The organism is Vibrio sp. 2096, from assembly GCF_033339595.1.
GTDB classification, from domain to species: domain Bacteria; phylum Pseudomonadota; class Gammaproteobacteria; order Enterobacterales; family Vibrionaceae; genus Vibrio; species Vibrio alginolyticus.
The window spans coordinates 41,249-58,631 of sequence record NZ_JAWOUX010000015.1 but is presented as its reverse complement, the minus strand read 5'-3'; the positions used below and the strand labels follow the sequence as shown (position 1 = coordinate 58,631).

Annotated in this window: 20 protein-coding genes; 18 read left to right on the top strand and 2 right to left on the bottom strand. The window is 45.8% G+C overall.

What is annotated here, in order from left to right; translation table 11 throughout:
- Position 1: 1 nt before the first annotated feature.
- Together dnaN and dnaA are read right to left on the bottom strand one after the other, a co-directional pair.
- Positions 2-1,102, bottom strand: a complete 1,101-nt coding sequence (gene dnaN, locus R7Q41_RS21090) for a DNA polymerase III subunit beta (RefSeq protein ID WP_005394106.1) — start codon at positions 1,100-1,102, stop codon at positions 2-4.
- 63 nt (positions 1,103-1,165) lie between these two features.
- The gene (gene dnaA, locus R7Q41_RS21085; RefSeq protein WP_005378835.1) at positions 1,166-2,572 is read right to left on the bottom strand and encodes a chromosomal replication initiator protein DnaA; all 1,407 of its coding nucleotides are present in this window, start codon (positions 2,570-2,572) and stop codon (positions 1,166-1,168) included.
- Positions 2,573-2,984: 412 nt separating this feature from the next.
- Between dnaA and R7Q41_RS21080 the strand changes: the two genes are divergently transcribed.
- From R7Q41_RS21080 to atpH, 18 genes are all read left to right on the top strand, one after another.
- A complete protein-coding gene (locus R7Q41_RS21080; protein ID WP_005378831.1) occupies positions 2,985-3,731 on the top strand; it encodes an amino acid ABC transporter substrate-binding protein in 747 nt (248 codons plus the stop codon).
- 114 nt (positions 3,732-3,845) lie between these two features.
- Positions 3,846-4,517 carry an amino acid ABC transporter permease gene (locus R7Q41_RS21075; RefSeq protein ID WP_005378829.1) on the top strand — a complete coding sequence of 224 codons (672 nt, stop codon included), beginning with the start codon at positions 3,846-3,848 and terminating at the stop codon, positions 4,515-4,517.
- Positions 4,514-5,251, top strand: coding sequence for an amino acid ABC transporter ATP-binding protein (locus R7Q41_RS21070; RefSeq protein ID WP_005378827.1), 738 nt, complete (start codon positions 4,514-4,516; stop codon positions 5,249-5,251). Before R7Q41_RS21075 ends, R7Q41_RS21070 begins: the two co-directional genes overlap by 4 nt.
- Positions 5,252-5,493: 242 nt before the next feature.
- The gene (rpmH, locus tag R7Q41_RS21065) at positions 5,494-5,628 is read left to right on the top strand and encodes a 50S ribosomal protein L34 (protein ID WP_005378825.1); all 135 of its coding nucleotides are present in this window, start codon (positions 5,494-5,496) and stop codon (positions 5,626-5,628) included.
- Between the two features lie 46 nt (positions 5,629-5,674).
- Entirely contained in the window at positions 5,675-5,998 is a 324-nt protein-coding gene (gene rnpA / locus R7Q41_RS21060; RefSeq protein ID WP_005394102.1) for a ribonuclease P protein component, read from the top strand.
- Positions 5,965-6,222 carry a membrane protein insertion efficiency factor YidD gene (gene yidD / locus R7Q41_RS21055; protein ID WP_005378822.1) on the top strand — a complete coding sequence of 86 codons (258 nt, stop codon included), beginning with the start codon at positions 5,965-5,967 and terminating at the stop codon, positions 6,220-6,222. The genes rnpA and yidD overlap by 34 nt, the downstream gene beginning before the upstream one ends.
- A gap of 2 nt (positions 6,223-6,224) precedes the next feature.
- Entirely contained in the window at positions 6,225-7,847 is a 1,623-nt protein-coding gene (yidC, locus tag R7Q41_RS21050) for a membrane protein insertase YidC (protein WP_005383834.1), read from the top strand.
- A gap of 130 nt (positions 7,848-7,977) precedes the next feature.
- A complete protein-coding gene (gene mnmE, locus R7Q41_RS21045) occupies positions 7,978-9,339 on the top strand; it encodes a tRNA uridine-5-carboxymethylaminomethyl(34) synthesis GTPase MnmE (RefSeq protein ID WP_318109299.1) in 1,362 nt (453 codons plus the stop codon).
- Positions 9,340-9,439: 100 nt separating this feature from the next.
- Positions 9,440-9,874, top strand: a complete 435-nt coding sequence (gene mioC, locus R7Q41_RS21040; RefSeq protein ID WP_136976933.1) for an FMN-binding protein MioC — start codon at positions 9,440-9,442, stop codon at positions 9,872-9,874.
- 477 nt (positions 9,875-10,351) lie between these two features.
- Positions 10,352-12,247 (top strand): tRNA uridine-5-carboxymethylaminomethyl(34) synthesis enzyme MnmG, encoded by a 1,896-nt coding sequence (gene mnmG / locus R7Q41_RS21035; RefSeq protein ID WP_005378901.1) that lies wholly within the window; start codon positions 10,352-10,354, stop codon positions 12,245-12,247.
- Positions 12,247-12,882, top strand: a complete 636-nt coding sequence (gene rsmG / locus R7Q41_RS21030) for a 16S rRNA (guanine(527)-N(7))-methyltransferase RsmG (protein ID WP_005378902.1) — start codon at positions 12,247-12,249, stop codon at positions 12,880-12,882. The genes mnmG and rsmG overlap by 1 nt, the downstream gene beginning before the upstream one ends.
- 10 nt (positions 12,883-12,892) lie before the next feature.
- Positions 12,893-13,666 carry a ParA family protein gene (locus R7Q41_RS21025; protein WP_005383838.1) on the top strand — a complete coding sequence of 258 codons (774 nt, stop codon included), beginning with the start codon at positions 12,893-12,895 and terminating at the stop codon, positions 13,664-13,666.
- Positions 13,667-13,690: 24 nt separating this feature from the next.
- A complete protein-coding gene (locus R7Q41_RS21020) occupies positions 13,691-14,572 on the top strand; it encodes a ParB/RepB/Spo0J family partition protein (protein WP_005383840.1) in 882 nt (293 codons plus the stop codon).
- Positions 14,573-14,761: 189 nt separating this feature from the next.
- Entirely contained in the window at positions 14,762-15,151 is a 390-nt protein-coding gene (locus R7Q41_RS21015; protein WP_005378921.1) for a F0F1 ATP synthase subunit I, read from the top strand.
- Positions 15,152-15,159: 8 nt separating this feature from the next.
- Entirely contained in the window at positions 15,160-15,972 is an 813-nt protein-coding gene (atpB, locus tag R7Q41_RS21010; RefSeq protein WP_005378922.1) for a F0F1 ATP synthase subunit A, read from the top strand.
- A 57-nt stretch (positions 15,973-16,029) separates the two neighbouring features.
- Positions 16,030-16,284, top strand: a complete 255-nt coding sequence (gene atpE / locus R7Q41_RS21005) for a F0F1 ATP synthase subunit C (RefSeq protein ID WP_002540812.1) — start codon at positions 16,030-16,032, stop codon at positions 16,282-16,284.
- A 74-nt stretch (positions 16,285-16,358) separates the two neighbouring features.
- Positions 16,359-16,829, top strand: a complete 471-nt coding sequence (gene atpF / locus R7Q41_RS21000; protein WP_005378929.1) for a F0F1 ATP synthase subunit B — start codon at positions 16,359-16,361, stop codon at positions 16,827-16,829.
- 14 nt (positions 16,830-16,843) lie between these two features.
- Positions 16,844-17,377, top strand: a complete 534-nt coding sequence (atpH, locus tag R7Q41_RS20995; RefSeq protein WP_005378930.1) for a F0F1 ATP synthase subunit delta — start codon at positions 16,844-16,846, stop codon at positions 17,375-17,377.
- Positions 17,378-17,383 lie beyond the last annotated feature (6 nt).

Here is a 17,383-nt window from a genome sequence, read left to right as displayed (position 1 = left end):
CTTATAGACGAATTGGCATCACCACGTACATGGCACTGTCATCGTCGGCATTTTCAATCAACGCGCTAGCGTTAGCATCCGACATCGACACTCGTACATTTTCACAACGCAACGTGTTCAGAACATCAAGCACATAGCTTACGTTAAAGCCGATTTCGATGGCGTCACCTTCAAAGGTTACATCAAGCATCTCTTCCGCTTCTTCTTGTTCTGGGTTATTCGCGGTTATGCGCATTTCAGTATCAGCCAGATTCACACGCACGCCACGGAATTTTTCGTTGGAAAGAATAGCAGCACGAGAGAAGGCTTGGCGCAACTCGTCACAACTTGCTATTAGTGTCTTATTGGTGCTCTGAGGCAATACACGGCGGTAGTCAGGGAAACGACCATCAACCAACTTAGAGGTAAAAGTAAAGTTATTCACCTCAGCACGAACATTGGAGCTACCGATCTGAAGTACTACGGGCTGCTCTGGCGCATCCATCAACTTTACTAATTCTTGCACACCTTTGCGTGGCACGATGATTTGCTTCTGCGCAAAGTCCGCACCTAGCTGAGTTTGCGATACCGCCATACGGTGGCCGTCCGTCGCTACGCTGCGTAGCGTGGTGCCGTCAATTTCAAACAACATGCCGTTGAGGTAGTAACGAACGTCTTGATTCGCCATCGAGAACTGAGTTTTGTCGATCAGCGTACGTAAATCAGCTTGGCTCAGTGATACTTCCACTTCACTTTGCCAGTCTTCAATATTAGGGAAATCGTTCGCAGGAAGCGTTGCCAACGAGAAACGGCTGCGACCAGAGCGAACTTGTACGCGATCACCTTCTAATACAAATGTGATGATCGCATCGTCCGGTAAACCACGACAGATATCGAGAAACTTACGCGAAGGAACGGTAATGCTGCCCGCTTCAAAATCACCTTCTAGCGTCACTTTGCTTACTAACTCTACTTCAAGATCGGTTGCCGTCATCGACAATACGTTCTCTTCTACTTTAAGAAGTAGGTTACCCAGGATTGGCAGAGTTGGTCGGCCACCTAAAGCGCCCGAAACCTGCTGTAGCGGTTTGATTAAATGACTACGTTCAATGGTAAATTTCATGCTTGGCTCTTTACGCTGTCAGCTCAATAAATGATTTGCTTAGAATACCGTTATTCTAACCGATTACGAAGACAGGGTGCGAATCAAGTTAGAGTAATCTTCTTTAATGTCGTGGCTCTCTTCACGCAGCTGCTCAATCTTGCGACAAGCATGAAGTACGGTCGTATGATCGCGGCCCCCAAACGCATCGCCAATTTCAGGCAGGCTATGGTTGGTTAGTTCTTTTGCTAACGCCATAGCCAGCTGACGAGGACGCGCTACAGAACGAGAACGACGCTTAGACAGCAAGTCCGCCACTTTAATCTTGTAGTATTCCGCCACGGTCTTTTGAATGTTATCGATCGTCACCAGCTTCTCTTGTAGAGCAAGCAGATCGCGCAGCGCTTCACGAACAAAATCAATCGTAATTGGACGACCAGTAAAGTTCGCGTTCGCGATAACACGGTTCAGTGCACCTTCGAGCTCACGAACGTTCGAACGCAGACGCTTGGCAATGAAGAATGCCACTTCATCAGCAAGGTGGATTTGGTGATCTTCAGCTTTTTTCATCAAGATCGCCACACGCGTTTCAAGCTCAGGTGGCTCGATCGCAACAGTAAGACCCCAACCAAAGCGAGATTTAAGACGATCTTCAACGCCATTAATTTCTTTAGGATAACGGTCAGACGTTAGAATGATCTGCTGATTACCTTCCAATAGTGCGTTGAAGGTATGGAAGAATTCTTCTTGTGAACGTTCTTTATTAGCAAAGAATTGGATGTCATCGATAAGGAGTGCATCCACACTGCGGTAGTAGCGTTTGAATTCTTCAATCGCATTGTTTTGCAGCGCTTTCACCATGTCTTGCACAAAACGCTCTGAGTGCATGTAGACCACTTTTGCGTTCGGGTTGTTATCCACAATCGCGTTGCCCACCGCATGCAACAAGTGTGTTTTACCCAAGCCCGTGCCGCCGTATAGGAACAGCGGATTGTATGCTGCACCAGGATTATCCGATACCTGACGCGCCGCAGCCAAACCCAGTTGGTTCGACTTACCTTCAACAAAGTTGTCGAACTTGTGTTTTGGGTTCATGTTTGAGCGGTGATTGATAGCCGCAATCGCTTGAGCGTCGTCATCCCAGGTTTTGTGTACTGGCTTACGCGCTTGTAATTGTGCAGGTGCAGATGACTCGGCAGCCACATCTGCAGGCGTACGTGTCGGCGCTGGTTTTGGAGCAGAGACAGGTCGGCTCCCCACTTCAAAGCGTAAGTTAGGAATATCGCCACCGCAGTATTCCTGCAGTAAGCGAGTAATATTGTTCAGATACTTATCACGCACCCAGTCCAACACAAAGCGGTTTGGCGCGAATAGAGTGAGAGTATTGTCATTGAGCTCCGCTTGTAGCGGACGAACCCACATGCTGAATTCTGTAGCTGGTAGCTCTTCTTGAAGCTGCTGCAAACATTGCAGCCAAAGCGAAGATGACACGGTGCCCCCACTGAGTAATTGAATTATCGGAAAAGACTAGCAATTTTACCTGTTGATAACCAAGATCGCCAGCGATTGATCGACGATCCAGTGAATAAGATCCAAGTTATTCACAATTATTTCTGCAAACTTGATGAGATCAACACACCTTGCCCCAAATTTGCCCACACAACGATCCACAATTGGGCAAAATTCACAAGATCGAGCGATTGGTGATAAGTCTGTGTATTATTTTATTCCCAATGTTGATTTTGTCGATCATTTCGCTAGGTTCAGTTCGCATTTTCGTCACATTTAACATTCTTCTTCTATTATCTAATAACTCACAGGTCTAGGTTATTGCTCTTGGTTATTTATTTAATTGAGCTAACTAACAGTAGTATTTCCAACCATAAAATTATGGAGATGTATTATGAAAAACTGGATTAAGGTTGCCGTTGCAGCCATTGCACTGTCGGCAGCAACCGTACAAGCCGCTACTGAAGTCAAAGTTGGTATGTCAGGTCGCTACTTCCCGTTTACTTTTGTAAAGCAAGACAAGCTACAAGGCTTTGAAGTCGACATGTGGGATGAAATCGGTAAACGTAACGATTACAAAATCGAATACGTAACAGCCAACTTCTCTGGTTTATTTGGTCTTTTAGAAACTGGTCGTATCGATACGATCTCCAACCAAATCACCATGACTGACGAGCGTAAAGCTAAATACCTATTTGCTGACCCTTACGTTGTAGATGGCGCACAAATTACCGTGCGTAAAGGCAACGACAGCATCAAAGGTGTTGACGATCTTGCGGGCAAGACCGTTGCGGTGAACCTAGGCTCTAACTTTGAGCAACTGCTGCGTCAATACGACAAAGACGGCAAGATCAACATTAAAACGTACGACACAGGTATCGAACATGACGTGGCGCTCGGTCGTGCAGACGCGTTTGTAATGGATCGTCTTTCTGCGTTAGAGCTGATTAAGAAAACTGGCCTTCCTCTGGAATTGGCAGGCGAACCGTTTGAGACCATTCAAAACGCATGGCCTTTCGTTGACAACGAGAAAGGTCGTAAGCTGCAAGAAGAAGTAAACAAAGCACTGGCTGAGATGCGCGCAGATGGTACAGTAGAGAAAATTTCCGTGAAGTGGTTTGGCGCTGACATCACGAAATAAGAACTCTTTGTACTTTAGGCCGCAAAGTGGTATCACTCTCGGACTAAAATAAACTTACGTAAAGGTGGAACTTGTTTTCCACCTTTTCTTTTCTCTAGCCTTTAGGTAAGCCGTATGGGATTTGACTTTAATTACATGTTGGAACTGCTGCCGATATTGCTGAAATATCTTGGCACAACCATGGAAATGGCGACATGGGGATTGGTGTTTTCGCTGATTTTATCCGTCATTTTAGCCAATATTCGCGTATTTAAACTGCCAGTTCTGGATCAATTAAGCCAACTGTACATCAGCTTCTTCCGTGGCACCCCACTGTTGGTTCAGCTTTTCCTGCTCTATTACGGCTTACCGCAAATTTTTCCATTGATGGTCGGTATCGACGCCTTTTCAGCAGCGGTTATCGGTTTAACGCTGCACTTTGCCGCTTATATGGCGGAAAGTATTCGTGCCGCCATTATTGGCATTGATCGCAGCCAAATGGAAGCGAGCTTATCGGTCGGTATGACGACATCCCAAGCAATGCGCCGAGTGATTTTACCTCAAGCAACGCGTGTCGCACTGCCTTCATTGATGAACTATTTCATCGATATGATCAAGTCAACGTCTCTTGCTTTCACGCTTGGTGTGGCCGAAATCATGGCGAAAGCACAGATGGAAGCCTCATCAAGTTTCCGTTTCTTTGAAGCTTTCCTTGCGGTTGCTCTTATTTACTGGGGCGTGGTGGTGATTCTGACTCGCGTACAAATCTGGGCAGAAGCAAAACTGAATAAGGCGTACGTACGATGATTAAGTTAGAAAATATTCACAAACGTTTTGGTGAGACTGAAGTGCTGAAAGGCATCGACCTCGATATTAAGCAAGGTGAGATCATCGTGATTATCGGCTCAAGTGGTACGGGTAAATCAACCTTGCTGCGTACGGTGAACTTTCTAGAACAAGCAGATGAAGGTCGTATCACGATAGATGACATCTCCGTTGATACTCAAAAACACACTAAAGCCGAAGTATTAGCGCTGCGTCGTCGAACTGGCTTTGTGTTCCAAAACTATGCCCTGTTTGCCCACATGAATGCGCGCCAGAACATTGCCGAAGGTCTAGTGACCGTTCGAGGTTGGAAAAAAGCCGATGCTCTCAAACGAGCGCAACAAATTCTGGATGACATCGGTCTTGGGGATAAAGGCGATAGTTATCCAGCGGCATTGTCTGGCGGCCAACAACAACGTGTGGGTATCGGCCGAGCGATGGCGCTGCAACCAGAACTGCTGTTGTTTGACGAACCAACTTCTGCGCTGGATCCTGAATGGGTCGGTGAAGTTCTCTCATTAATGAAGAAGTTAGCTAATCAGCATCAAACCATGCTGGTGGTGACGCACGAGATGCAATTCGCGAAAGAAGTAGCTGATAGAGTGATCTTCATGGCGGAAGGCAATATCGTTGAGCAAGGTTCTCCACAGGATATCTTCGATAATCCACAAGATCCTCGTTTGAAAAAATTCCTTAACCAAGTAGGAATAGAGTAACGATCAAGCATCAGGATCGATTGATCCTTGAGATTTTACTCACACTACGTATAATCGCCCGGCCGGAATTTCGTACTCATTGAGTCATTGACACATTATGTGAGTGTGATTACAATTCCGCCTCTTTGTTGAGAGGCGTCGGTTGTCCTTCTCTATATAAAGAGCTTCTTTATGTAAGAAAGCAAATACCCACGCCGGGTTTAACAAGAACCTAAAACTACTGATCAGTAAAGGTAATTATCATGAAACGCACTTTTCAACCTACAGTTCTAAAGCGCAAGCGTACTCACGGCTTCCGTGCTCGCATGGCAACTAAGAACGGTCGTAAAGTTATCAACGCACGTCGTGCAAAAGGCCGTGCGCGCCTATCAAAATAATCGCTAGTTTATTTTGAACACGTACGCGTTTAATCGGGAGTTACGTTTGTTAACTCCCGAGCATTATCAAAACGTCTTCCAGCAAGCTCATCGAGCTGGCTCGCCTCATTTCACCATCATTGCTCGCAATAACAAACTTTCTCACCCACGATTAGGTTTAGCGGTTCCCAAAAAGCAAATCAAAACGGCTGTCGGTCGTAACCGATTTAAGCGTTTGGCTCGTGAAAGCTTTCGTAACAATCAACATCAGCTTCCAAACAAAGATTTTGTTGTGATTGCAAAGAAAAGCGCGCAAGATTTAAGCAATGAGGAAATTTTTAAGTTGTTTGATAAGCTATGGCAACGCCTGTCTCGCCCTTCACGTGGATAGCCATTGGGCTCGTTTATCTGTATCGCTGGTTTATCAGCCCTTTGATTGGTCCTCGTTGCCGGTTCACACCAACCTGTTCCACTTACGCGCTAGAAGCTTTGAGAGCTCACGGTTTTGTAAAAGGATGTTGGTTATCAGGCAAACGTCTATTAAAATGCCACCCTTTGAATGAAGGGGGGTATGACCCCGTTCCACCAGTCCAAAAACAAGACAGAGATAACTAACGATGGATTCTCAACGTAATATCCTGCTCATCGGTTTGGCCCTGGTTTCTTTTTTGCTGTTTCAACAATGGCAAGTTGCAAAGAATCCAGAACCTCAAGCAGTTGAACAGGCTCAATCAAGCAGCACCCTACCTGCACCATCTTTTGCTGATGAACTTGACCCAGTTCCTGGTCAACAGCAAGCTTCTGCAAAAACTATCACAGTAACGACTGATGTTTTAACTCTGTCGATCGACACCGTTGGTGGCGATGTGGTACATGCCAACCTTAACGAATACTCTGCTGAGTTAGATTCATCAGATTCCTTTGTTCTGCTTAAAGACGCTCAAGGTCACCAATTTATCGCTCAAAGCGGTCTAGTGGGTCCTCAAGGTATCGACTTGAGCAGCACAAATCGCCCTCACTACAACGTAAGTGCAGACAGCTTCACAATGGCTGACGGTCAAGATGAACTTCGCGTTCCGATGACATTCACTGCAAACGGCATCGAATACACCAAAACTTACATCTTTAAACGCGGCAGCTACGCGCTTAATGTTGAATACGATGTAGTGAACAACTCAGGCAACAACGCAACATTTGGTATGTACGCTCACCTACGTCAAAATCTAATGGACGATGGTGGTAGCATCACAATGCCTACTTACCGTGGTGGCGCATACTCAACAGAAGATACGCGTTACAAGAAGTACAGCTTTGATGATATGCAGGATCGCAACCTGTCTCTTAACCTAGCCGATGGCCAAGGTTGGGCAGCAATGATTCAGCACTACTTTGCCGCAGCTTGGATCCCACGTAACGAACCAGGTACTAACCTATACACTCGTGTAATTGGCAACCTCGGCGACATCGGCGTTCGTATGCCGAACAAAACTATCGCAACAGGCGATCAGGCTAAGTTTGAAGCAACACTTTGGGTTGGTCCAAAACTGCAAGATGAAATGGCAGAAGTGGCACCTAACCTAGACCTAGTAGTGGACTACGGCTGGTTATGGTTCATTGCGAAGCCTCTTCATATGTTGCTTTCATTCATCCAGAGCTTTGTTGGCAACTGGGGTGTGGCAATCATCTGTCTGACCTTCATCGTTCGTGGTGCAATGTACCCACTAACAAAAGCGCAATACACGTCTATGGCGAAAATGCGCATGCTACAGCCTAAGCTGCAAGCAATGCGTGAGCGTATCGGTGATGACCGTCAGCGCATGAGCCAAGAAATGATGGAACTGTACAAGAAAGAGAAAGTGAACCCACTAGGTGGCTGTTTACCTCTTATCCTACAGATGCCTATCTTCATCGCGCTTTACTGGGCACTAATGGAATCGGTTGAGCTACGTCACTCTCCATTCTTCGGTTGGATTCATGACCTTTCAGCGCAGGACCCTTACTACATCCTGCCTCTACTGATGGGTGCGTCAATGTTCCTAATCCAGAAGATGAGCCCGACAACAGTAACGGATCCAATGCAGCAGAAGATCATGACCTTTATGCCGGTTATGTTTACCTTCTTCTTCTTGTTCTTCCCATCAGGTCTCGTTCTGTACTGGTTGGTGTCGAACATCGTAACGCTTATCCAGCAAACTCTGATCTACAAAGGATTAGAGAAAAAAGGCTTACACAGCAAGTAACCTTTTAGGAAATGATTGAGAAAGGCGGCCAAAAGGTCGCCTTTTTGTTTTTGGCTGATTACAATTCAGCTAATTAATTGTGATGGCTCCCTAGGTATCTTCCCTATAGCCCAGCTCAAAAGGCAAAATTATGACTACAGATACGATTGTCGCTCAAGCGACCGCGCCTGGTCGTGGCGGTGTCGGTATTATTCGAGTTTCTGGCCCTAAAGCCAACCAAGTGGCGTTAGAAGTCACTGGCAAAACACTAAAGCCCCGCTACGCAGAGTACCTGCCGTTTAAGTCAGAAGATGGCACTGTGCTTGATCAGGGCATCGCACTGTACTTCCCTAACCCATACTCATTTACCGGTGAAGACGTACTTGAGCTGCAAGGCCATGGCGGCCCTGTCGTGATGGATATGCTGATAAAACGCATTCTAGGTATAGATGGTATTCGAGCTGCTCGCCCTGGTGAGTTCTCTGAACGCGCATTTCTGAACGATAAGCTCGACCTCGCTCAAGCCGAAGCGATTGCAGACCTCATTGATGCCAGTTCTGAAGAAGCAGCAAAATCGGCGCTGCAATCCTTACAGGGCGCATTTTCAGGCCGTATTAATACCTTAGTTGAGTCGCTGATTCATTTGCGTATCTATGTTGAAGCAGCCATCGACTTCCCTGAAGAAGAGATCGACTTTTTGGCCGACGGTAAAGTGGCTGGTGACCTACAAGCCATCATCGACAACCTAGATGCGGTGCGCAAAGAAGCTAACCAAGGCGCTATTATGCGTGAAGGGATGAAAGTCGTGATTGCGGGTCGCCCAAATGCGGGCAAATCAAGCCTACTGAACGCGCTATCGGGTAAAGAATCTGCAATCGTAACCGACATCGCAGGAACCACGCGTGATGTACTGCGTGAGCATATCCATATTGATGGCATGCCACTACACATCATTGATACAGCAGGTTTGCGTGATGCTTCCGATGAAGTAGAGAAAATCGGTATCGAACGCGCGTGGGATGAAATAGCCCAAGCAGACCGCGTGTTGTTCATGGTGGATGGCACGACAACCGATGCCACCGATCCGAAAGATATCTGGCCAGATTTTGTGGATCGCCTACCAGACAACATTGGCATAACTGTGATCCGTAATAAAGCGGATCAAACGGGTGAAGATATGGGGATCTGCCACGTCAATAACCCTACTCTTATCCGTTTGTCAGCGAAGACTGGTGCAGGGGTTGAAGCTCTGCGCGATCATCTCAAGGAGTGTATGGGCTTCTCTGGCAACAGTGAAGGTGGGTTTATGGCTCGTCGTCGTCATCTCGATGCATTAGAACGTGCCGCACAGCACCTTCAAATAGGCCAGGAGCAGCTTGAAGGCTATATGGCAGGTGAAATATTGGCTGAAGAGCTACGCATCACCCAACAACATCTCAATGAGATTACCGGTGAGTTCAGTTCTGACGACTTACTGGGACGAATCTTCTCTTCATTCTGTATCGGGAAGTAAATAATCGAACGCGCGGTGCTGAGCTTAACTCACACCGCGTTTCTTTTTGTACGGCAAGCCATCCATGAGCTTTAGCCGTCGCATTCAATAAGGAAGAAGTATGATCCACATTATTACAGGCAGCACGTTAGGTGGCGCAGAATACGTAGGGGATCACCTGAGTGATCTATTCAACGAGAATGGATTTGAAACAACGATCCACAACCAGCCTTCCCTCAGTGATATCGAAAATCAAGGTACGTGGTTGGTGATCACCTCTACACATGGAGCTGGTGAGTATCCTGATAATATCCAACCTTTTATCGCAGCATTACAAAATACACCGCCAAAAATGACTGATGTAAAATTTGCGGTGATTGCGATTGGTGACTCTAGCTACGATACGTTCTGTGCCGCTGGTCAACACGCTTATGATTTATTAGAGGATATTGGTGCAACCCCTCTCGCAGATTGCTTTAAAATCGATGTACTGAGCCATGATGTGCCAGAAGACGCCGCAGAGATGTGGTTAAAAGAGAATATCGAACGTTTTTAAACTCACGACTTTCCCTTCAACAGAGTCGAAATTCGACTCTGTTTTCTCCCATGTGAATAACTCCCACCAAATTATTTTGTTTAACCGCTCAAAAACCAACCAAACAGACTGTGGATAACTACAATAAGATCCAGTGATTTTCCTTTAGTTATCCCAATAACAACTTTGATCAATTTTACCCCCTGTGTATAACCACCACTTTTGATCCCAGGTAATCCTCGATCTGATCCAATCATGATCACAAGATATAATCCAAAGAAGATCCATGATCTTGTTGATCATTTTTAGGTTATCCACAGAAACGGTCGATCCTAATAGTAGATCTAATAAAAGATCATATATATAGATCTTATATATATTTATCTTGAAGCTTAAAACGGATAAAACGAGAAAACGTTTTTCTCTCTGGCATAAAGCAGGTAAAATACGGCTCCTTTATCTGTCCATTAAATCCCTTTGAATACCTGAGGTCAGTTCATGCTTTATCACGAAAACTTTGACGTCATTGTTGTCGGTGGCGGACACGCAGGAACGGAAGCCGCGCTCGCATCTGCACGCACAGGACAAAAAACGCTTCTCCTTACCCATAACATCGATACATTAGGCCAGATGTCTTGTAATCCGGCGATCGGTGGTATTGGTAAAGGTCACTTAGTAAAAGAAGTAGATGCTATGGGCGGTTTGATGGCTGAAGCCATCGACCATGCAGGTATTCAGTTTCGTACACTAAATGCCTCCAAAGGTCCTGCAGTACGAGCAACTCGAGCTCAAGCCGATCGCGCTCTGTACAAAGCGTACGTTCGTAATGCATTAGAAAATGCGCCTAACTTAACGTTGTTCCAGCAATCAGTTGATGATCTGATTGTTGAACAAGATCGCGCAGTTGGTGTGGTAACTCAAATGGGACTTCGCTTCCATGCGAAAGCCGTTGTGCTAACCGTGGGTACCTTCCTTGGTGGTAAGATCCACATAGGTATGGAAAGCTCGTCTGGTGGTCGTGCCGGGGATCCACCATCGATCGCATTAGCGGATCGACTGCGTGAACTGCCGTTCCGTGTGGATCGTTTAAAAACAGGTACTCCACCGCGCATTGATGCTCGTACTGTTGATTTTTCAGTGCTAGAAGCTCAGCATGGTGATAACCCAACGCCTGTATTCTCGTTCATGGGCAAACGTGAACAGCATCCGCGTCAGATTCCATGTTTCATCACCCACACCAATGAACAAACTCACGATGTGATCCGTAGTAACTTGGATCGCAGTCCAATGTACGCAGGTGTGATTGAAGGTATTGGTCCGCGTTACTGTCCGTCTATAGAAGACAAAGTGATGCGTTTCGCTGACAAAAACAGCCACCAAATCTTCATTGAGCCAGAAGGCCTAACCACGCACGAGTTATACCCTAATGGTATCTCGACCAGCTTGCCATTTGATGTGCAAGTACAAATCGTGCGCTCAATGAAAGGGTTTGAAAATGCACACATCGTTCGCCCAGGTTATGCGATTGAATATGATTTCTTCGATCCACGTGATTTGAAGCAAACGTACGAGACGAAGTTCATCCATGGTTTGTTCTTTGCTGGCCAGATTAATGGTACGACTGGCTACGAAGAAGCCGCAGCGCAAGGCTTGATGGCCGGTCTAAACGCAAGCTTGTTTAGCCAAGACAAAGAAGGCTGGAGCCCACGTCGTGACCAAGCTTACATGGGCGTGTTGATTGATGACTTATCGACCATGGGTACCAAAGAGCCGTACCGCATGTTCACTTCTCGTGCGGAATACCGCCTGCTACTTCGTGAAGATAATGCCGATTTGCGTTTAACGGAAAAAGCGCGCGAGCTAGGCTTGATTGATGATGTTCGTTGGGCTCGCTTTAACGAGAAAATCAACAATATGGAAACGGAGCGTCAGCGTTTGAAAGCAACGTGGATGAATCCGAAGTCAGAGGGTGTTGATGAGCTGAACAAGCTGCTGAAAACCCCAATGGCCCGTGAAGCGAGTGGTGAGGATCTTCTGCGTCGTCCAGAGATCACTTATTCGCAACTGACGCAACTTGAAGCGTTTGCTCCTGCACTTGAAGATCAGCAAGCGGCTGAGCAAGTTGAAATTCAAGTGAAATACGATGGTTACATCAAGCGTCAGCAGGAAGAGATCGAAAAATCACTGCGTCACGAAAATACCAAGTTACCTGCTGATTTGGATTACCGCGATGTAAAAGGTTTATCAAACGAAGTCGTTGCTAAACTGAGCGAGGCCAAACCAGAGAGCATCGGTATTGCATCACGCATTTCTGGTATTACGCCTGCTGCAATTTCTATTCTACTTGTTCACTTGAAAAAGCATGGTTTGCTGAAGAAAGGTGAGGAAGAATAATGAGCGCATTGCGAACAAAGCTGGATTCACTGATCGCGAAAACCGATTTGGAAGTGTCAGAACAGCAACGAGAGCAGTTAGTTGGTTATGTCGAACTGCTCGACAAATGGAACAAAGCGTACAATTTAACATCGGTACGTGATCCGCTTGATATGTTAGTGAAACATATTCTTGATAGTATCGTTGTAAGCGCACACCTGCCCGGTGAGCGCTTCATTGATGTTGGTACTGGTCCGGGGTTACCGGGCATCCCTTTGGCAATAATGAACCCTGAGAAAACCTTCTTTTTGCTCGACAGTCTTGGCAAACGCATTCGTTTTATCAAGCAAGTCGTGCACACATTAGGACTGAAAAACGTGACACCAATTCAAAGTCGCGTCGAAGAATTCCAACCTGAAGAAAAATTTGATGGCGTTTTGAGTCGAGCTTTTGCTTCAATGACAGACATGGTGGAATGGTGCCACCATTTGCCGAAACAAGAGCACGGGGTGTTTCTAGCGCTGAAAGGACAGCACCCTAAAGATGAAATGGATCAGCTTCCTGAATGGTGCAGTGTGACAGAGATCATATCTTTGGCTGTTCCTGAGTTGGAAGGTGATCGTCATCTAGTAATCTTATCGCGCAAGGAAAATTAGCGAGGTAATCGTGGGTAAAATTGTAGCAATCGCCAACCAGAAAGGTGGGGTCGGCAAAACAACAACGTGCATTAACTTAGCGGCTTCGATGGCGGCAACAAAGCGCAAGGTTTTGGTGATCGATCTCGACCCGCAAGGCAATGCTACGATGGCCAGTGGCGTGGATAAGTATATGGTCGACGCCACCGCATACGATCTTTTGGTCGAAGATACACCGTTCGATCAAGTCGTTTGTACCCAAACAACAGGGAAGTATGATTTGATCGCGGCGAACGGAGACGTAACCGCGGCAGAAATCAAATTGATGGAAGTTTTCGCTCGTGAAGTGCGTCTAAAAAATGCATTGTCGTCAGTTCGCGATAACTATGATTTCATCTTTATTGATTGTCCTCCTTCTCTAAACCTTCTTACAATCAATGCGATGGCGGCAGCTGACTCTGTGCTGGTGCCGATGCAATGTGAATACTTTGCGTTAGAAGGTTTAACTGCTCTTATGGATACAATCAGCAAGTTAGCGGCTGTTGTGAATGAAAACCTAAAAATCGAAGGTTTATTGCGTACCATGTACGACCCACGCAACCGCTTATCGAATGAAGTATCCGATCAACTTAAAAAACACTTTGGGAATAAAGTTTACCGTACTGTCATTCCGCGTAATGTTCGTTTGGCTGAAGCGCCAAGTCACGGTAAGCCAGCAATGTACTACGATAAGTACTCCGCAGGTGCCAAAGCGTATCTTGCTCTAGCGGGCGAAATGCTCCGCCGCGAAGAAATCCCAGTTTAACTCTAACCTAAGGAATTCAATCCCATGTCTAAGCGTGGTCTCGGAAAAGGACTGGATGCGTTATTGTCGACCAGTTCGTTTGCTCGTGAAAAACAGCATATTGCATCGCATAGCCAAGAATTATCGGCAGACGGTGAGTTAACCGATTTAGCGATTGGTCAATTGCAGCCGGGCGTATACCAACCGCGTAAAGATATGGCGCCTGAAGCGCTAGAAGAACTAGCGGCTTCGATTCAATCACAAGGCATTATTCAACCAATCGTGGTTCGCCAGGTCGAGAATGGTCAGTTTGAGATCATCGCAGGTGAACGCCGCTGGCGTGCTGCAAGGCAGGCGGGTTTAAAACGCGTGCCGTGTTTGGTGAAAAAAGTTGAAGATCGTGCCGCCATCGCCATGGCGTTGATTGAAAACATTCAACGTGAAGACTTGAATGTGATTGAGGAAGCCCAAGCGCTTGAACGTCTACAAGATGAATTCACGCTGACACATCAGCAAGTGGCCGATGTGATTGGTAAATCAAGAACGACGGTGAGTAACCTATTACGTCTGAATCAGTTGGAAGTTGATGTAAAAGGTCTGGTTGCAGATAAAAAATTGGAAATGGGTCATGCTCGAGCTCTGTTAGCGTTAGAAGGCGAACAGCAAGTCGAAGTAGCTCAACAAGTGGCTAAGAAGCAAATGACTGTTCGCCAAACCGAACAGTTAGTAAAAAAGTGCTTAGCCCCACAAAATGAGCAAAAAGGGCAACAAGAGGATACCGAAGCCGAGCAAATGTCGCATAAATTGAGTCAGCTGCTTGATGCAAAAGTTTCTCTGACCCGTTCTGCAAACGGAAAAGCGAAATTGACGATAAGTCTTGATGAGCCTCACAAATTGGACCAACTAATTGCCAAGCTTGAGGCCTAGATGAGATAATTGATTTAGGTCAATTAATCTAATTAATCGAATTTTGTGCGAAAGTTGTCGTTTTGTAAACAAAACTGTAAGTTTTTGATGCAATCGAATTGCTTTACGTTGAACTGAACGTATAATTTTCGCCAATTTCCCAGCACAGAGAGTTTAGTGCGAAGTGGATATTACTAGAGGTACGAATACATGGTAGCTGCGTTAGCTAGACCAGGACGAGAGCTCGCAAGGCAATTGTTAATGATCCAGTCTGGCGCGGTTATTTTTGTGGCAGCAGGAATGGCGGTAGCCATAAATCCTGACTGGGGATTTTCAGCGCTGATTGGCGGAGGCATTTTTGTTGTTGCCAATGCAGTATTCGCGCTGTGTGCTTTCATGTTTAGTGGAGCTCGCGCTGCCAAGCGCATCGCTGCTTCCTTCTATACGGGTGAAGTACTGAAAATTCTCATCACGGTTGCACTGTTCTATGTTGCCTACATGTATATGCAGGTGGAACTTGTTCCCCTCAAACTAACCTATTTGCTGGTACTAGGTATTAATATCTGTGCACCAGTGCTATTCATTAACAACAAAAAATAGGATGAGTTATGGCTGCGCCAGGTGAAGCGCTAACATCGTCCGGTTACATTGCCCACCACCTTTCTAACCTATCGCTATACAAGTTGGGTTTAGTAGGGTCGGAGACAAGTTTCTGGAACGTACATATCGATAGCCTGTTTTTTTCTTGGTTTACTGGTTTAATCTTCCTCGGAATTTTTTACAAAGTAGCAAAGAGAACAACAGCGGGTGTACCGGGTAAGCTTCAGTGTGCTGTAGAAATGATCGTTGAATTTGTCGCCGATAACGTCAAAGACACGTTCCATGGACGCAACCCACTGATCGCGCCTTTAGCACTGACTATCTTTTGTTGGGTATTTTTGATGAACGTGATGGACTTAGTTCCTATCGACTTCTTACCATACCCAGCAGAGCATTGGCTAGGTATTCCTTACCTTAAGGTTGTACCGTCTGCTGATGTGAATATCACCATGGCTATGGCTCTAGGCGTTTTTGCATTGATGATTTACTACAGCATCAAAGTAAAAGGTCTAGGTGGATTCGCAAAAGAACTTGCACTACATCCATTCAATCACCCACTGATGATTCCGTTTAACCTACTAATTGAAGTGGTATCGCTATTAGCGAAACCTCTATCACTTGGTATGCGTCTATTCGGTAACATGTTCGCGGGTGAGGTTGTATTCATTCTTTGTGCGGCAATGCTACCATGGTACTTACAATGGATGGGTTCACTACCGTGGGCAATCTTCCATATCTTGGTTATTACGATTCAAGCCTTCGTATTCATGATGTTGACAATTGTTTACCTGTCAATGGCACACGAAGATCCTGATCATTAATTTTTTTAAAGCTTTTTATTTGGGCACTAAGCCAACAACTATAAATTGGAGATAGTAATGGAAACTTTACTGAGCTTTTCTGCAATCGCCGTAGGTATTATCGTCGGTCTTGCTTCTCTTGGTACAGCGATTGGTTTCGCACTGCTAGGTGGTAAATTCCTAGAAGGTGCTGCACGTCAACCAGAAATGGCTCCTATGCTACAAGTTAAGATGTTCATCATCGCGGGTCTACTTGATGCGGTTCCAATGATCGGTATCGTAATCGCGCTACTATTCACTTTCGCAAACCCATTCGTTGGTCAACTAGGTTAATCACCTTTAACTCGGGACGGGCGATTATCGCTTGTCACTGATTAACACTAAGTCCAAATAGAGGGGTAGCTGTTGTGAACATAAACGCAACTCTGCTAGGTCAAGCAATCTCGTTCGCACTATTTGTGTGGTTCTGCATGAAGTATGTATGGCCACCATTGATGCAAGCGATCGAAGAGCGTCAGAAGAAAATTGCTGATGGTCTTCAAGCAGCAGAACGTGCTGCGAAAGACTTGGATCTAGCACAAGCCAACGCTTCTGATCAATTGAAAGAAGCGAAGCGCACAGCAACTGAGATCATCGAACAAGCGAACAAGCGTAAGTCTCAAATTCTTGATGAAGCTCGCGAGGAAGCTCAGGCAGAACGCCAGAAAATCCTAGCGCAAGCAGAAGCAGAACTTGAAGCTGAACGCAATCGTGCACGCGATGAGCTGCGCAAACAAGTTGCTACTCTGGCTGTAGCTGGTGCTGAGAAAATCCTTGAGCGTTCTATCGATAAAGATGCGCAAAAAGATATTCTCGACAACATTACTGCAAAACTTTAAGTCTGGGGGCGCATATGTCTGATTTGACTACTATCGCACGCCCCTATGCTAAAGCAGCCTTCGACTTTGCTTTAGAGAAAGACCAGTTGGACCAATGGGGCCAAATGTTATCTTTTGCTGCTGAAGTGGCCAAAAACGAACAAATGAACGAACTACTAACGGGTTCGGTTTCTGCTGACAAAATGGCAGAAATTTTTGTTGCAGTTTGCGGCGAACAAGTTGATGCGCACGGTCAAAACCTTTTGAAGGTAATGGCTGAGAATGGTCGTTTAGCGGCCCTTCCTGATGTTTGTAAAGAGTTTTTTACTCTGAAAAAAGAACATGAGAAAGAAATTGATGTTGAAGTTATTTCAGCAACAGAGCTTTCTGATGAACAACTTGCAAACATTGGCAGCAAACTTGAAAAGCGTCTTGAACGCAAAGTGAAGCTGAATTGCAGTGTAGATGAGACCCTACTTGGTGGGGTTATTATTCGAGCCGGAGACCTAGTCATCGATGACTCAGCGCGTGGTCGTTTGAACCGCCTGAGCGATGCATTGCAGTCTTAATGGGGA

Excerpts from the sequence above, each read along its gene's own strand:
- R7Q41_RS21020 (WP_005383840.1), top strand. The coding sequence starts at position 13,691 with ATGTCTAAGCGTGGTCTCGGAAAAGGACTGGATGCGTTATTGTCGACC.
- rpmH (WP_005378825.1), top strand. The coding sequence starts at position 5,494 with ATGAAACGCACTTTTCAACCTACAGTTCTAAAGCGCAAGCGTACTCAC.
- R7Q41_RS21075 (WP_005378829.1), top strand. The coding sequence starts at position 3,846 with ATGGGATTTGACTTTAATTACATGTTGGAACTGCTGCCGATATTGCTG.
- yidC (WP_005383834.1), top strand. The coding sequence starts at position 6,225 with ATGGATTCTCAACGTAATATCCTGCTCATCGGTTTGGCCCTGGTTTCT.
- dnaN (WP_005394106.1), bottom strand. The coding sequence starts at position 1,102 with ATGAAATTTACCATTGAACGTAGTCATTTAATCAAACCGCTACAGCAG.
- atpB (WP_005378922.1), top strand. The coding sequence starts at position 15,160 with ATGGCTGCGCCAGGTGAAGCGCTAACATCGTCCGGTTACATTGCCCAC.
- yidD (WP_005378822.1), top strand. The coding sequence starts at position 5,965 with ATGGCAACGCCTGTCTCGCCCTTCACGTGGATAGCCATTGGGCTCGTT.
- atpH (WP_005378930.1), top strand. The coding sequence starts at position 16,844 with ATGTCTGATTTGACTACTATCGCACGCCCCTATGCTAAAGCAGCCTTC.
- rsmG (WP_005378902.1), top strand. The coding sequence starts at position 12,247 with ATGAGCGCATTGCGAACAAAGCTGGATTCACTGATCGCGAAAACCGAT.
- R7Q41_RS21080 (WP_005378831.1), top strand. The coding sequence starts at position 2,985 with ATGAAAAACTGGATTAAGGTTGCCGTTGCAGCCATTGCACTGTCGGCA.
- R7Q41_RS21070 (WP_005378827.1), top strand. The coding sequence starts at position 4,514 with ATGATTAAGTTAGAAAATATTCACAAACGTTTTGGTGAGACTGAAGTG.
- atpE (WP_002540812.1), top strand. The coding sequence starts at position 16,030 with ATGGAAACTTTACTGAGCTTTTCTGCAATCGCCGTAGGTATTATCGTC.
- mnmG (WP_005378901.1), top strand. The coding sequence starts at position 10,352 with ATGCTTTATCACGAAAACTTTGACGTCATTGTTGTCGGTGGCGGACAC.
- mnmE (WP_318109299.1), top strand. The coding sequence starts at position 7,978 with ATGACTACAGATACGATTGTCGCTCAAGCGACCGCGCCTGGTCGTGGC.
- R7Q41_RS21015 (WP_005378921.1), top strand. The coding sequence starts at position 14,762 with ATGGTAGCTGCGTTAGCTAGACCAGGACGAGAGCTCGCAAGGCAATTG.
- mioC (WP_136976933.1), top strand. The coding sequence starts at position 9,440 with ATGATCCACATTATTACAGGCAGCACGTTAGGTGGCGCAGAATACGTA.